This is a genomic window from Olivibacter sp. 47 (assembly GCF_030372825.1).
Classification (GTDB): Bacteria; Bacteroidota; Bacteroidia; order Sphingobacteriales; family Sphingobacteriaceae; genus Olivibacter; species Olivibacter oleidegradans.
Window position 1 is genome coordinate 2,505,148 of record NZ_JAUCNR010000001.1, and the last position, 15,808, is coordinate 2,520,955.

The 15,808-nt window shown below is 40.8% G+C and carries 16 protein-coding genes and 1 pseudogene; 8 read left to right on the forward strand and 9 right to left on the reverse strand.

The window, feature by feature from the left end:
* The 4 genes from thrS to rplT all read left to right on the forward strand — a co-directional run.
* A partial coding sequence (gene thrS, locus QT327_RS10765; protein ID WP_289552876.1) for a threonine--tRNA ligase occupies positions 1-1,923 on the forward strand: 1,923 nt, incomplete at its 5' end.
* Between the two features lie 14 nt (positions 1,924-1,937).
* Entirely contained in the window at positions 1,938-2,507 is a 570-nt protein-coding gene (gene infC, locus QT327_RS10770) for a translation initiation factor IF-3 (RefSeq protein ID WP_013666230.1), read from the forward strand.
* An 83-nt stretch (positions 2,508-2,590) separates the two neighbouring features.
* Positions 2,591-2,791, forward strand: a complete 201-nt coding sequence (gene rpmI, locus QT327_RS10775; protein ID WP_013666231.1) for a 50S ribosomal protein L35 — start codon at positions 2,591-2,593, stop codon at positions 2,789-2,791.
* 102 nt (positions 2,792-2,893) lie between these two features.
* Complete coding sequence (gene rplT, locus QT327_RS10780; protein WP_130857328.1) at positions 2,894-3,238, forward strand: 50S ribosomal protein L20; 345 nt, start codon at positions 2,894-2,896, stop codon at positions 3,236-3,238.
* A 67-nt stretch (positions 3,239-3,305) separates the two neighbouring features.
* On the opposite strand, the gene QT327_RS10785 is transcribed toward rplT, so the two are convergent.
* The 9 genes and pseudogenes from QT327_RS10785 to QT327_RS10820 form a co-directional block, all read right to left on the reverse strand.
* On the reverse strand, positions 3,306-3,656 hold the full coding sequence (locus QT327_RS10785; protein ID WP_289552878.1) for a hydroxymethylglutaryl-CoA lyase-like TIM-barrel protein: 351 nt from the start codon (positions 3,654-3,656) through the stop codon (positions 3,306-3,308).
* Positions 3,656-4,165 (reverse strand): beta/alpha barrel domain-containing protein, encoded by a 510-nt coding sequence (locus tag QT327_RS10790; protein WP_289552879.1) that lies wholly within the window; start codon positions 4,163-4,165, stop codon positions 3,656-3,658. The genes QT327_RS10785 and QT327_RS10790 overlap by 1 nt, the downstream gene beginning before the upstream one ends.
* Before the next feature lie 77 nt (positions 4,166-4,242).
* Entirely contained in the window at positions 4,243-4,563 is a 321-nt protein-coding gene (locus QT327_RS10795; RefSeq protein WP_130857330.1) for a 2Fe-2S iron-sulfur cluster-binding protein, read from the reverse strand.
* A gap of 137 nt (positions 4,564-4,700) precedes the next feature.
* Positions 4,701-5,705 (reverse strand): NAD(P)/FAD-dependent oxidoreductase, encoded by a 1,005-nt coding sequence (locus QT327_RS10800; RefSeq protein WP_149105640.1) that lies wholly within the window; start codon positions 5,703-5,705, stop codon positions 4,701-4,703.
* 18 nt (positions 5,706-5,723) lie between these two features.
* A complete protein-coding gene (locus tag QT327_RS10805) occupies positions 5,724-6,140 on the reverse strand; it encodes a MarR family winged helix-turn-helix transcriptional regulator (protein ID WP_246860279.1) in 417 nt (138 codons plus the stop codon).
* A gap of 174 nt (positions 6,141-6,314) precedes the next feature.
* Positions 6,315-9,349: pseudogene (gene secDF, locus QT327_RS10810) on the reverse strand (protein translocase subunit SecDF).
* A 289-nt stretch (positions 9,350-9,638) separates the two neighbouring features.
* Positions 9,639-9,989, reverse strand: a complete 351-nt coding sequence (locus QT327_RS10815; RefSeq protein ID WP_502910547.1) for a dihydrofolate reductase — start codon at positions 9,987-9,989, stop codon at positions 9,639-9,641.
* Positions 9,908-10,135, reverse strand: coding sequence for a dihydrofolate reductase (locus tag QT327_RS28515; protein WP_502910530.1), 228 nt, complete (start codon positions 10,133-10,135; stop codon positions 9,908-9,910). The genes QT327_RS10815 and QT327_RS28515 overlap by 82 nt, the downstream gene beginning before the upstream one ends.
* Positions 10,136-10,146: 11 nt before the next feature.
* Positions 10,147-10,968 carry a thymidylate synthase gene (locus tag QT327_RS10820; RefSeq protein WP_013666239.1) on the reverse strand — a complete coding sequence of 274 codons (822 nt, stop codon included), beginning with the start codon at positions 10,966-10,968 and terminating at the stop codon, positions 10,147-10,149.
* Between the two features lie 377 nt (positions 10,969-11,345).
* Between QT327_RS10820 and QT327_RS10825 the strand changes: the two genes are divergently transcribed.
* The 4 genes from QT327_RS10825 (at position 11,346) to ispE (ending at position 15,755) form a co-directional block, all read left to right on the forward strand.
* On the forward strand, positions 11,346-12,950 hold the full coding sequence (locus tag QT327_RS10825) for an immunoglobulin domain-containing protein (protein WP_289552881.1): 1,605 nt from the start codon (positions 11,346-11,348) through the stop codon (positions 12,948-12,950).
* A 149-nt stretch (positions 12,951-13,099) separates the two neighbouring features.
* Positions 13,100-13,771 (forward strand): hypothetical protein, encoded by a 672-nt coding sequence (locus QT327_RS10830; protein WP_157622243.1) that lies wholly within the window; start codon positions 13,100-13,102, stop codon positions 13,769-13,771.
* A gap of 29 nt (positions 13,772-13,800) precedes the next feature.
* Positions 13,801-14,745 (forward strand): T9SS type B sorting domain-containing protein, encoded by a 945-nt coding sequence (locus tag QT327_RS10835; RefSeq protein ID WP_289552883.1) that lies wholly within the window; start codon positions 13,801-13,803, stop codon positions 14,743-14,745.
* A 185-nt stretch (positions 14,746-14,930) separates the two neighbouring features.
* The gene (gene ispE, locus QT327_RS10840; RefSeq protein WP_289552884.1) at positions 14,931-15,755 is read left to right on the forward strand and encodes a 4-(cytidine 5'-diphospho)-2-C-methyl-D-erythritol kinase; all 825 of its coding nucleotides are present in this window, start codon (positions 14,931-14,933) and stop codon (positions 15,753-15,755) included.
* Positions 15,756-15,808: the final 53 nt, after the last annotated feature.

Consider the following 15,808-nt stretch of genomic DNA (forward strand, 5'->3'; position numbering starts at 1 on the left):
ATTAAAATCACACTTCCTGATGGTTCCATTCGCGAGTACGAGAGGGGAATCACTTCTTTGCAAATTGCCCAATCAATTTCTGAGGGCTTAGCCCGTAACGTTTTAGCTGCCGAAGTTGACGGACAGGTATGGGATGCGACCAGACCTATTGAAAAAGATGCATCTGTAAGATTGCTGACTTGGAATGACAAAGACGGCAAATCGACATTTTGGCATTCTTCTGCCCACTTAATGGCAGAAGCGTTGGAGGCGCTATATCCCGGGACTAAATTTGGTATTGGACCAGCTATCGAAACCGGCTTTTATTACGATGTCGATTTTGGTGATCGGCCTTTTTCTTCGGACGATTTTAAAAAAATTGAGGATAAGATGTTGGAATTGGCACGTACGAAATCTGATTACGTGCGGCAGCAAGTATCCAAATCAGATGCGCTAGCGTATTTTACCGAAAAAGGCGATGAATATAAGTTGGATTTGATAAAGGATTTAGCGGACGGATCCATAACCTTTTATACCCAGGGCAATTTTACAGACCTCTGTAGAGGGCCACACATCCCAAATACAGGTTTTATAAAAGCCATCAAACTAACCAATGTGGCAGGAGCCTATTGGCGTGGTGATGAAAGCAGAAAACAGTTAACTAGGATTTACGGCGTTACTTTCCCTAAGGCAAGCGAATTAGCCGATTATCTTCATATGATTGAAGAAGCTAAGAAAAGGGACCACCGGAAATTGGGCAAAGAATTGGAATTGTTCGCGTTCTCAGAAAGAGTAGGCATGGGCTTACCTCTGTGGCTTCCCAAGGGAGCCGCATTGCGCCAGAAACTGGTTGACTTTCTGCAACGTGCACAAATGAAGGCAGGATATGAACCGGTTGTAACACCGCACATTGGTCATAAAAACCTGTATGTTACCTCTGGCCACTACGAAAAGTATGGAGCAGATTCTTTTCAGCCGATTCGTACACCGCAAGAAGGAGAGGAGTTTCTACTGAAACCCATGAACTGTCCGCACCATTGCGAGATTTACAAAACAAAACCCCGATCATACAAAGATCTTCCGGTACGTTTTGCTGAATTTGGTACCGTATATCGTTATGAGCAGAGCGGAGAATTACATGGGTTAACTCGTGTAAGAGGTTTTACGCAGGATGATGCGCACCTGTTTTGTCGTCCGGATCAAGTAAAAGACGAATTCAAAAAAGTTATTGATCTTGTCCTTTATGTATTCAAAGCTTTAGGCTTTGATGATTATACCGCACAGATATCACTAAGAGATCCTGAAAATAAGGGAAAATACATTGGCAGTGAAGAAAATTGGCTACTTGCTGAAGCGGCTATCGTAGAAGCTGCTGAAGAGAAAGGGCTTAAAACCGTGACCGAGTTAGGGGAAGCGGCCTTTTACGGCCCGAAATTGGATTTTATGGTCAAAGACGCATTGGGGCGTAAATGGCAACTTGGTACAATCCAGGTCGATTATAATTTGCCGGAACGGTTCGAGTTAGAATACACAGGCAGTGATAATCAGAAACATCGGCCGGTAATGATTCATCGCGCACCCTTTGGCTCGCTAGAACGTTTTGTCGCCGTTTTAATCGAGCATTGCGCCGGTGAGTTTCCGCTATGGCTTACCCCGGAACAGTTTATCATATTGCCTGTTTCTGAAAAATATGAAGAATATGCAAAAAAACTTTTGGAATCGTTAAATAATACCGATATTCGCGGGTTGATTGATTTGCGAGACGAAAAAGTAGGCAGAAAGATACGGGATGCGGAAGTCAAGAAAATACCTTACATGCTCATCGTAGGCGAAAAAGAGGTTGAAAATGGCACGATTTCTGTTCGAAAACATGGCGAAGGCGATCTTGGTAGCATGACTATAGAAGCCTTTAGTAAGCAATTAATTGAAGAAATAACAGTTTAAATTAAGGAAAAAATTTGTCATTAGGAAAACCAGGAATGAGGGGGCCGCGTCCTCCTTTTAAAAAGAAAGAACCCGACCATAGAATTAATCAGCACATTAGAGCTGCGGAAGTACGCTTAGTTGGCGAAAATGTGGAGCAAGGGGTTTACCCGATTAAACAGGCTTTAGCCATAGCAGACGAGTTGGAGCTTGATTTGGTGGAGATTTCCCCAAATGCAAATCCTCCTGTATGTAAGGTTGTCGATTATAGTAAATTTGTTTACGAACAAAAGAAGAAGCTGAAGGAAATTAAGGCCAATGCTAAACAGACGGTCATTAAAGAAATCCGTTTCGGCCCGAATACGAATGAGCACGATTTCGAGTTCAAACTTAAGCATGCCATTAAGTTCTTGGAAGCTGGAGAAAAGGTACGCGCTTACGTACATTTTAAAGGTAGAGCTATTGTATATAAGGACCGTGGTGAAATTCTTTTGCTGAAATTTGCACAGGCTTTGGAGGAAATTGGCAAAGTGGAATTACTGCCTAAACTAGAGGGAAAGCGGATGTTTATCACTGTTGCCCCAAAAAATCCGAAAACAAAATAACCCCAAGGGTAGAGAGTCGCCGGGCTTTGCGCCGGGAGACCTATTAACAAGAGACTAATAGATAGATAATAACAGATAAGATTATGCCAAAAGTGAAAACCAATTCCAGCGCTAAGAAACGTTTTAGCCTGACTGGAACCGGTAAGATTAAGAGAAAACATGCATACAAAAGCCATATCTTAACCAAGATGAGCACTAAACGTAAACGTAATTTAACACGTTCCGGTTTAGTATCAGATGCAGATTTAGGCAATGTAAAACGTATGCTTGGGATCGGTAAATAGTAATTATTTTAACAAAATTTTTAACCGGGTATTGGGTTGTAAGTCTATTGACTGAATACTTAAGAAAACATAGCGCCTTATACCAAACTAAATTTATTTATTATGCCACGTTCGGTTAACGCAGTAGCTTCGAGAAGAAGAAGAAAGAAGATCCTTAAATTAGCAAAAGGCTATTATGGATCACGTAGCAAGGTGTATACCATTGCTAAAAATACGGTAGAAAAAGGTTTGCAATATGCTTATCGCGACCGTAAAACCAAAAAAAGAGAATTTAGAGCATTATGGATTCAACGTATCAATGCAGGTGCTCGTCAACATGGGATTTCTTATTCTCAGTTGATAGGTAAGTTAAGTGCTAAGAATATCGGTTTAAATCGTAAGGTTTTAGCGGATTTAGCGTTAAACAATCCTGATGCTTTCAAAGCAGTAGTTGATGCAGTTAAATAAATATTAACTTATCACAATCTATTAGTTAAAAGGAGGTCTTGACCTCCTTTTTTATTGATTTATTATTTCAATTACTACGACCGTGAAAGATTTGACTGCTATAGTGTTGAGCTTTTAAAAGTGCTGTTTGATCAACCTGGCTGTTGATATTTCGCTCTTGTAAAAAGGATAACAATACCTCCGTTGCAATATTTCCTGTCAATTTGTCACTTGCCATCGGACATCCACCATAACCTCCTATAGCCGTATCAAAACGTTGGCATCCACTATTATAAGCAGCCTGTATTTTCGCTAACATAGTTTGTGGCGTGCTATGTAAGTGAACTCCCAGATCAATATGAGGAAAATGCTTATTTAGATTTTGATAAAGCATGTGAATACTTTCCGGAGTGGACACACCAATAGTATCGGCAAGCATCAAATGTTTGACTCCCTTTTTACTAATAACTCTGCATAAATAGTAACGATTTCGGGAGACCAAGGATCACCGTATGGATTGCCGAATGCCATTGATAAGTAAATCAATGGTTCTTTGCCAAACTCTTTACAGATCGTTATTATCTCTTCCACATTTGCGAGAGACTGTTGAATACTCGTGTTGGTGTTGCGTTGCTGAAAAGTTTCAGAAACAGAAAATGGAAAGCCAAGAAAGCTTATCTGAGAAAAGGCACTGGCTTCCTTGGCTCCTCTAACATTCGCAACAATGGCGAGTAATTTAGTGCTGCTATCTGAAAGGTTTAATTGTGATAAAACGGCCGCGGTGTCCTGTAGTTGAGGTATTGCTTTTGGAGAGACAAAGCTACCGAAATCCAGGCGGTCAAACCCTACTTTTAACAATAGATTTAAATAGGCGACTTTATGGAGTGTTGGGATAAATTCTTTAATTCCTTGCATCGCGTCCCGTGGACATTCGGTGATTTTGACCATAATTTAGCTCGTTTAGTTATACAAAAATACTAAACATATGTCGAGGTGAAGTTTTTGGGACTTATTTCAATGGATTCTTAGTCCAACGACCCCTTGATTTTTATGTGAAGGCCATCCAATTGCTCATTTAATCGAATTTGGCAGGCTAGTCTACTGTTTTCATCAGCATCAGGAAGTGTATCCAACATATTCAATTCATCATCAGATGCTTCATGAAGTTGTTCCATTCCGGACAATACTTCTACGTGGCAGGTAGCACACAATGCCATACCTCCACAGGTGGCTAGTATATTGTATTCTGAGGCCTTTAGCACTTCCATTAGGCTCAAATTAATATCCTCGGGAATTTCTATAGTTTCCACCGAACCAGTTCTATCTTCTACAGTTATATGAATCATTGTTAATTGTTTGTTTTAGTTGTTTGTTATTCCCTATTGGTTATTGGTTATTAGTTATTAGTTATTAGTTATTAGTTGTTGTTATTCGCTTTGTTTTTTTTGCTGTGGTACTATTTGAGTTAACCCATTAACCAAAACTAAAATGCGTGAATACCGTTGACCGTCGTATATTTAAAGCTCAACTTTTGATCAGGGTACACGTATTTGAAAGCACTTTGCGCCATTAAAGCAGCTTCATGATAACCGCATAGGATCAGTTTTAGTTTGCCCGGATACGTGTTAATATCGCCAATAGCATATATGCGTTCTATACTGGTAGAATAATCAGTCGTATTCACTTCTATGGCCGACCTATCGATTGCCAAGCCCCATTGAGCGATTGGTCCTAATTTTGGACTTAAACCAAAAAGTGGTATAAGTGCATCTGTTTCTAAAGAAATCTCTTCCTTTTGTTTGTTAATCATGGCAACTTTTGTTAAGTGGCCCCTTCCTTCTACCCGAATTAAATTGTGTGATAATAACAAGTTGATCTTACCACTGTTAGCAAGATTGAAAACCTTTTCCGCTGAATCGGGTGCACCTCTAAAACTTTCGCTCCGATGCACGAGCGTGACTTTTTCTGCAATTTCACTTAAAAATATAGTCCAATCCAAAGCTGAATCACCTCCGCCGGCAATAACAACCTTTCTATCTCTAAATTGCTCCGGATTTTTAATCATATAATAGATGCCTTTGCCTTCAAAGTCGGCCAAACCTTCTATTTCAGGTTTACGCGGTTCAAAAGAACCCAACCCTCCCGCAATTACTACCACTTGCGCATGGATGTTGGTCCCCTCATTGCCTTTGACCATATAGGAGCCATCGTGTTGTTTTTCAAGTGCTTCCACACGTTCTCCCAAAGTAAAACTTGGATGAAAAGGAGCGATTTGCTCCATCTGTTTATCGATAAGCTCTTGCGCATTGATGGCGGGATAACCGGGAATGTCGTAAATGGGTTTATGTGGATAAATTTCAGCCAGCTGTCCACCAACCTGAGGTAAGGCATCTATCAGGTGGCAACGCATTTTCAATAAACCTGCCTCAAAAACGGCAAACAAACCAACAGGTCCTGCACCTATTATACATATATCTGTAGTAATCATATCTGTTAATTTTAAGGGCTACTTGAGCTCTAAGTTATTATAAATGCTATTTAATATCCGCTCTAGCTGTCGAAAATCATCTTCGTTAAGGTTTTCCCATGCTTTAGTTCGTATTTCTTTAATTTGCGGCGATAATTCTTCCACTTTCGAAATCCCTTTATCTGTTAGATGCACGATAAAACTTCTTCTGTCATTTGGATGAACTTTACGTTCTGCCAATTCCTTCTTTGCTAAGAGATCAACGATGCGGGTCAAAGTGGGTTGATCTTTACCACAACGTTCTGCTAATTCTTTCTGTGTCAGATCTGCATATTCATAGAGATTTTTTAAAACCATCCATTGATCTAAAGTTATATCGAAGCCTTTATTGCTGAACGTTGCCTGTGCATATTGCTTTACCCGGCGCGCTGTACGATCGAGTAAAAATGAATACATGTTGTATGGTTCTTTTTGCATAACAATATTTAGTGTGACAAATATATTGTGTTAAATTAAAATTAAAAAGTAAAAAATCGAAAATGACGTAGGAGTGAGGGAGGTAGGGATGGTAGCAAAAAAAAAGGGAGGTGTTTAATAAAAACACCTCCCTTTTTTTATAATACAGCTGGCTTATGCTTTCGCTGGCTTTAAGTTTCCTCGCTCTGTCGAAGCGATTTCTTTTGTGTTTTTTTCTTCACCGTCTCCCTGCAAATCGGCAAAGACCGGAGATGCTATAAAGATAGACGAATAAGTTCCAAAAATAATACCAATCAAGATAGCAAAGGAGAAACCGCGAATTACTTCACCGCCGAACACAAATAGCACTGCCAAAACAAATATTACCGTTAAAGAAGTAATGATGGTGCGGCTAAGCGTTTTATTAATCGCCGTATTTACTACATGAGAGATCGGCTCGTTTTTAGCACGATGTTCACGTAAGTATTCACGGATACGGTCGAACACTACTACCGTGTCGTTGATAGAATAAGCGAGCACCGTTAGAACAGCAGCAATAAAGTGTTGATCCAAGTCCAACGAAAATGGAAGAATACCATCAAAGAGCGAAAAGATTCCCAAAGGATAATCGCATCATGAGCAAGCGAAATGGCGGCAGCTATACTGTATTGCCACTTGCGGAATCGAATAAGAATGTATAGCGCAATTACGATAATTGAGAAAATCACCGAATAAATAGCGGATACCTTAATGTCATTCGCTATTGTAGGACCGACCTTTTGCGAACTCACAATTTGGTAAGGGTTATTCTGCACTTTTGCAAGTCCTTCGTTCAACTTATCTAAAACCTGCTTATCGGCGGCATCATCTGTCTGGTCAATCAGGTAAGGTGTTGTTACGCGTAATTGATTATCACCACCGAATGTTTTTACCTCGCTTGTTACATTGAAGGTACCGTTTACATGATCACGAACTTCTTCTAAGTTTACCGCCTTCTCGTATTTAACGGTATAAGTCCGTCCACCGGAGAAATCAACACCTAAACTAAAGCCTTTAGTGAAAATTGAAATTAAGCTGATAATTGTTAAAGCAATTGAAATTGCATAGAATTTCTTGCGGTTCTTTATAAAGCCGAAGTTAACGTTTTTCAATGTGTGATCACTCCATGGATAAGAAACGGAAATTTTCATATCCTTCTTGATCATCCATTCGAAAATGATACGCGTAATGAAGATGGCTGTAAATAAAGAAGTGATAATACCGATCAATAAAGTGGTCGCAAAGCCTAAGATTGGACCGGTTCCAAAGATATATAGAATAAGACCGACTAGGAAAGTAGTTATCTGTGAGTCTAAGATAGAAGGCATTGCGTGTTTATAACCATCGGAAATTGCCTGTCTAACGCCCTTACCTAATGCGTACTCTTCACGGATACGCTCGTAGATAAGAACGTTCGCGTCTACGGCAGTTCCCATAGTCAATACGATACCTGCGATACCGGGAAGCGTTAGTACTGCCCCCAACGAGGCAAGGATTCCCATGATGAAAAATACGTTGAAGATTACGGCAATGTTAGCAACTAAGCCAGCGCGGTTGTAATAGAAAATCATAAAGATAAGTACTACTACTAAGCCGATAACAGACGAATTGATACCAGCATCAATTGCCGCTTGTCCTAAGGTAGGGCCAACAATAGCTTCTTCCACGATTTTAGCTGGGGCCGGTAAACGTCCTGCTTTCAAAACATTGGCTAAGTCCTGTGTGTCTTCGAAGGTGAAGTTTCCGGTAATGGAAGAAACACCATTAGGAATTTCATCCTGTACGGTAGGTGCCGAATAAACTGTATTGTCTAATACAATCGCGATTGCTTTTTTTGGATTTGCTGCGGCTGCTGCTGCACTGATTTTTCTCCACTCACGAGCGCCCTCGCTGTTCATCACCATTTCTACTTGCGGATTATTGGTGCGCTGGTCAACATCGGCGCGTGCATCTGCAATCACGTTTCCGGTAAGTACCGGACCGGCATTCAGCCCCGTTGGTTTCACTGCAAAAAGCTGAAACATCTTCGTTTCTTTAGAAACGGGTTTCACACTCCACAATAATTTTACATTACCTGGTATAATCGCTTTTATTTCAGCACTATTAAAATAAGAATTAACCAAAGCGGTGTCTTTCTGTAACACATAGCCAATTACAGGTCCTTGACCCAACATTTGTTGCCCTTGTGGGCCCTGGCCGATATTTGGACTCAATACAGCGAATAAAGGGTTTTGGTTTTTCGCTTGCTCTAAAGCTACTGTACTGCTGTCTTTTTTGGTCGAATCGCTTCCTGCTGCCTTATTGCCGCCTAATGAAGCCAAACGACCCCCTGTAGTATCCTTCGCACTTGTGTCAGCCGCAGTCACCGAAGAATTAGACTTAGTGTCTACTTTTAATGTTGACGCCAATGTTCGGTTAATGTTCTCTAATAATGGGAAAATTTCGGAGTTGTCATAAGTTTCCCAGAATTCCAATTTCGCAGATCCTTGTAAAAGTTTACGTACGCGATCTTCATCGCTTACACCGGGGAGCTCGATTAAAATTCTATTCGTGCCTTGCTGCCTTTGAATATTAGGAGAAGTAACCCCAAACTTATCAATACGTGTACGTAAAATATTAAAAGAACGGTCAATTGCGCTACCGGACTCTTTTTGCAAGAAAGCCAAGATATCGCCGTCACTTGAATTGGAGGTGATGTTATTAACGGCATTGTCTTTATTAGCAAAAAAAGTAGCTAATTTTCCATTTGGATTTAACTTTTTAAACTCTTCTCCAAATAAGCTGACAAAGTCTTTTTGACTGTCTTTGCTCCGAGCTTCGGCGTTGTCCAAAGCCTTTTTAAAATTCTCGTCTTTTGGATTGTCCGCTAAATTACTGATCAATTCCTTCAGAGAGATTTCCATTGTAACATTCATCCCGCCCTTTAAATCCAATCCCAATGCCAATTCACGCTCTTTGCAGTATTGGTAAGAGAACTTGGCAAAACCGAGGTTATATACATCTACGGTAGCCATTGAATCTAAATAAGCCCGTTCCTTTACGGGGTCACCTTTTGCATAAGCAACTGCGTCGCGCTCAACCTTGCGGGTTACAAAAGTAAATGAAAGTGAATACAGGCACGCAATCGATATCAGTATTACAAAAAAGTTAATTAGGCCTTTACCTTGCATCTTTGTTTAGTGTTGTAATTTATGTAATAATTGTTGTATACATTCCCATCTGTTAACCCTGATCCTCATTGACTGATGAAAGACCGGTAAACACCTTTTTAATATGCTATTCTTTTTTGCATATAATAAGGCAATTTACCTAAGTTTTCTTAAGAACGGCAAAGCTATGAAATTTTTAAATAAACAAAGGGTTTATTGCGAGAAAATTGTTTGCTGCTTAACTCTTAGCATTTAGCTATTAGGAGTTAGAGAAAAAGGGCGGTAATCTCTTCTTGAAAGAGGGCTAAAACTAGTTTTTGACTTTAGAATATAGATAAAAACTGTAATCGTACGGATTCTTTTCATCACTTTCATGATGTTCGACTTCCTCCAATTGCCATTCTTCATCATTTATTTCAGGAAAAAAAGTGTCCGCGTCTTGAAAATCGTGATTAATCCGAGTAAGGTAAATCCTATCGGTTAGCGACATCGCCTGCTCATATATTTGAGCTCCACCTACGATGAATATCTCTTCCTTTTCATGTTCGCATGCAGCCAAGGCTTCTTCAAGTGAGTTTACTACTTCGATATTGTTAGCCTGGAAGTTTGCTTGACGAGTGATAACAATATTACGCGCTTGGGAAGGGCTTCCCCGACAGATTCGAAGGTTTTTCTTCCCATGATGACGGTATGGCCTGACGTAGTTTTACGGAAAAACTTTAAATCAGCGGGCATGTGCCAAAGAAGCTCATTATTTTTTCCGATTGCGTTATTTTTTGATGCTGCAACAATAATGGATGTAATCATGGTTCAATTGGTTAAACCGCCACTTCTGCCTTAATATGCGGATGGGGGTCATAATCTACTAATGTAAAATCTTCATACCTAAAGTCAAAGATACTTTTTATCTCAGGATTAATCTTCAACTTGGGTAGACTTTTAGGGGTACGGGTTAATTGTAGTGTTGCTTGCTCTAGGTGGTTACTATAAAGGTGTGCGTCACCTAAAGTATGTATAAAGTCGGCCGCTTCCATATCACAAACTTGTGCTACCATCATAGTCAATAAGGCATAGGAGGCGATATTAAAAGGTACGCCCAAAAATATATCTGCGCTGCGTTGATAAAGCTGACAGGATAACTGTGCTTTGGTTTGACCCTTTTCCTTATTAGGTGGAGCAACATAGAATTGAAAAAATGCATGGCAAGGAGGCAATGCCATTTTTTCAATTTCTGCAACATTCCAGGCTGAAACAATGATTCGACGCGAATCGGGGTTATTTTTCAGTTGATGAATAACTTGCGCAATTTGATCAATATGCTTGCCGTCAGGAGTAGGCCAAGAGCGCCATTGTGAGCCGTACACCGGGCCGAGGTTGCCATTTTCATCTGCCCATTCATCCCAGATGCTCACTTTATTTTCTTTCAAATAGGAAATATTAGTCTCGCCTTTCAAAAACCAAATCAGCTCATGAATAATGGACCGAAGATGAAGTTTTTTGGTGGTAACCAAAGGAAAGCCTTCTTGCAGATTGAAACGCATTTGATAACCAAATACACTTCGTGTTCCCGTTCCGGTACGGTCCTGTTTATCGACACCATGCTCATATACATGGCGCATTAAATCGAGATATTGCTGCATTGTTTTATATGAAATGTTATGGCGGTAAAGATAGGGATTTTTTGTTTCAATTAGCTATTGGCTGTCAGCTTTCAGCAATCGGCCAGTGTGCCATTGTTGCTTAAGGCTTTAGGCTATAAGGAATAAGCTTTAAGCTTGCCTCCCTAACCCACTGCCTAGAACTCCGCTCAGTGTGCCCCTGCTGCTGTCACTGCCACTATTTCCCTATTTAACTATTTCCCTACTCAACTATTCAACTAAATCACAAATCCTGCACAAACTGAACGACCTAAGTGAAAAGTCTTTTTACGTCTTTTGTCACACGTAGGAGACATTGCCTTAAAGAAACTTAAACCGATTTTTAGAATTTTCAACTTAAACAAACGCCTATAGCCCACATGTACTCAATCCTTTTCCGTTCCTCGATTTTTAAAGCACTTGCTTTGTGTTTACTCTTGTTATTTGGAGTAAGAGGGGAGGGGTATGGGCAAAGGGTGTATGCGGATGCTCAAAGGAATGGAACTACTGGAACGGTTGGAAGCGGATCCGTCACAAATCCTACATTTTCGATTGATGCAAGTAACTTGTCAAATTTCACACGATTGTCGGCTTCGTCAGCAGTACTTGCTTCTGGTGGAGCTTGGCAACAATTGATTTTTGATAGGACGTTTGCAGGGAACACGACTATTTATATTAAACTTAACGTAGCGAGCTCATTATTAGGAGGAAGTGTTACTCTTAAAACTTACAGTGGAAGTACAGCAAACACTGATGGAAATGAAGTTGCGTCATCATCAAATTCTTTTACTGCTATTGACGGAACGACTTATTTGGCGGTTACTGGAAATATATCGTTTAACGCTGTTCGCGTTACCTTGAGCGCACCTGCACTTCTTGGGTCCAGCACCGCAGATATTTACTATGCGTTTTATGAACCTGTTAATAAACGTTGCGCTGATGTTTTGGGTGTTTCAGTAGGAGGTACTGGAATTTCTTTAGGGGGAGGGGTAAGTAACCCACTTAACGCAGTTGACAACAACTTAACAACATATTCTTCATTGACTGGAGGGCTCTTGGGGCTGGGTTATACAATTACACAAACTGCCTACTTTTCGAATTTATCAAACCCAGGGGATGCCGCGACCATCACATTCTCTCTTCCACCCTCCCTTTTACAACTGAGTCTTTTTAACAATGTAACAATTAATCTATATAACGGAAACACACTTGTCAATACAGGAACGATTGGTAGTCTGTTGTCGCTAGATCTTTTGGGGTTGCTTCGTTCCGGACAGCGATATACAGTGTCTTTATCGTCAACTCCTGTTTTCGATAGAATTGAAATCGCTATTGCAACCGGCGTATCTTTACTTACAGATTTTCGGATTCATGAAATCCAACGCACTCCGGCAAAACCAACTGTACCGATTGCTTATCCGCAGGTGCAGGCTGTATGTTATGGGCAGACAGCGACTTTAACTGCTGCGCCAACAAGCTCAGGTAGTGTTTTAAGGTGGTATAACCAAGTAAATGATGGTACATTAATACAAGAAGGTAGTCCGTATATTACGCCTCCAATAACGGTTGCAGAAGGCGATACAGCCTTTTTTTATGTAGCTGCCACTTGGAATAGTGCTTGTCCTGCAGAATCAGAGCGGGTAAAGGTTGCCGTAGTAGCTAATTCCTTGCCAAGCATTACATTATCTCCCCTAGCCAGCATGTGTCAAGGCGAGACAAGTGTGTCTATAGCCTATACTACCACCACTAATAGTCCAACAAGCTATAGTATCACTTGGACTGATTCGCCGACAGATTTTATCAATGTGGTTAATCAAATGCTGACACCCAATAGTATCAATTTGAGCGTTCCTGGAAGCGCAGCTATTGGAACGTATTCGGGTATACTGAAAGTAAAAAGCGCTAACGGATGTGTAAGTTCAGAAATAAGTTTCTCTGTTGAAATACACCCTAAACCATCACCACCACATATAACAGCAAACTAAATAAACATCAAATAAAATTAAATAAATAGAGTTATGAAAAAAGCGATTTTTTTGCAAAGTTAAGCGTCATCGTAGGCCTTATCTGTGGATTACCATTATTATCTATTGCAGACGTTAACATTTATATCTGTAGCACAGCGTCTGCAACGTTGAACTACGTCGGTGGCCATACGTTGGTGGCGGGCGATCGTGTCATATGGCAGGAATTTGATGGAGCCGATAATCCTATTGGAGCTGGCCCTGTTGAATTGACTTACACGTCTTCACTGACCGATGTTGCTTTGACTTTGAGTGCAGCAAGTGATATTACGACTTTGGGATCGCACTTTTATAAGGCATACGTGCTATCTGCTAACCCTGCAAACTGTAGTGGTGATCTTTCTGATGAAGTCGAAATTTATAGATTACCTGATTTGATTCTAGATTTAACACCTTTAATTTCTTCATATTGTGCTGAAGCTTCGGGTACCACAGCAGAATCAGTCATTACAGCCTCGACAACCACCCAAGAGAGTCACGTGTTACCTACTGATGTATTATTAGCTTATAATTGGAGCGCCACCAAAGACGGCATTGCCGTCACTCCTATTAGTAGTATAGGCACCGCCCAAACTAATAATACAGGGGGACTGTCCTTAACAAATACCTTTACCATGAACGCCACTGGAGTTGGCGAATATTCTTTCTCGGCTACGGTAGCCTATCCAAGTCAATCAGCAAGTGGAATCACTATTAAGGGGGGGTGTTCTGCCAATTCTAACACACCAGCTGTAGTTACGGTAACTCCGAAACCAGGTAAACCGACTATTACAGTGGATTAGTCGGGGATCTTAATAAGGTACTTTTTTGCATGAAAAAAGCATTTCTCATATTGCTGTTATTTGTCGACCTAGCCTTTAACAGTCATGGGCAAAGCCGGCCTACCGCGCACTTGGTGCAAGGTGGGTCGGTAACGCTCCATGCACATGCCGAAGGGGCTCTAAGCTTTCTTTGGTTTAAGGACAATGAGCCGATCAATGGATTTTATGAGGAAAAATTAGTCGTTCAGGAAGCGGGTATTTATACGGTTATTGCACTTAATGGTGGTTGTGAATCGGAAATATCCGATCCTGTGGAAGTGATTATTGAACCGCATGGACCGGATAAACAGGTCGATATGCAGATCGCTAAATCGGCATCTCGTTCCGTTGCTTTATTAGGATCTACCATTGATTATCAATTGGTGATTGTTAATAAGGGGCCGCATACAGCGACGGATCTAAGCGTGCGGGATATACTGCCTCCTTCACTGGAATTTAATGAAATCCTTGGTCCTTACAGCGGAGCTGTTTCCTATTCGCCTTCGACGCACGAACTAACCTGGAAACCGGATAGTTTATCCCCAGGGAAAAGTGCAGAACTTCGTATCCGTACGCAAACGAAACGGGAAGGAACGGTGGAAAATTATGCGGAAGTGGAGGCCACACAACCGGATCCCGATATCGGTAATAATGCAGCTACTGCTTCAACTAATGTGGTGGCACTTCGTATACCGAACGCTTTCTCTCCAAATGGAGACGGTCTGAATGATGTGTTCGAAATTACCGGTTTGGAGCTCTTCGAAGAAAATGAGCTTTTTATTTTTAACCGCTGGGGTGCCGAAGTTTATCAAATGAAAAATTACCGTAATACCTGGAATGGTGGAACGCTGAATGAAGGTACCTATTATTATGTCCTCCGCATCAAAATGGAAACCGGTAAAATGGAAACCTTTAAGGGCTATGTTACCCTTATTAAACAACGACGTTTTTTTTAGTGTATTTGTTAGGTAGTTAAGTCGTTGAATAGTTGACGGTAAATTAATTAGCCAATGTTATAATTAGCCAATGTGGTAATGGTTGGGGCCTATGCGAGCTTAAAGCTTATAGCCTACTGCTTATAGCCTATGGCCTACAGCTAATAAAATTTGCAATCCCCCTTTTTTATTGTTAATTCTGTGGCATGATTACATTTGCAAATGCCAAGATAAATATAGGTTTGCAGGTGCTGGACAGAAGACCTGATGGCTACCACAATTTGGAAACTGTTTTTTATCCTGTTAAACTATTTGATATTTTAGAAATAGTGCCTTCCCCCTCATTGAAATTGGAGGTTTCGGGTATCGGTATACCTAATAACGATGAGGATAACCTTTGTATTCGTGCCTATAGAGCACTTGCCGTGGATTTTGATTTAGAACCTGTTTGTATCTATTTACACAAACAAATACCCATTGGAGCTGGTTTAGGGGGAGGCTCAGCGGATGCCGCTTTCTTGATTAAATTGCTGTCCCGGTATTTTCGACTGAATTTAAGTATCGAACAGATGGAGTCCTATGCCAGCGCATTGGGTGCCGATTGTAGCTTTTTTATCAGAAATAAGCCTGTTTTTGCGACTGGGATTGGCGATGTGTTTACCGAAATATCAATTGATTTATCAGCATACAAACTTGTTTTGGTTAAGCCTCCTATTCATGTTTCTACAGGAGAAGCCTATGGAAGTGTACGCTCCTCAAGGGAAAGTAAAAACCTTCGTGAACGAATTACATTGCCAGTCGAACAATGGAAAGAGCACCTTTTCAATGATTTTGAAACGGGAATCTTTCATCGATACCCGGAAATAAGAGGGATAAAATCCATGCTATACGAAAGAGGCGCGATATACGCTGCCATGAGCGGATCGGGTTCCACTGTTTATGGTCTTTTTAGAGAGGAGCTTGATCTAAAGGAATTGAAAGCTTGGTGTGAAGTGTATTGGATGGATGGTGGTGAGCGGAGGAGTAGTTGAGTCGTGAAGTAGTTAAGTTGTTGAGTCGTGTTTTGTTGGGTTGGAAAATCACT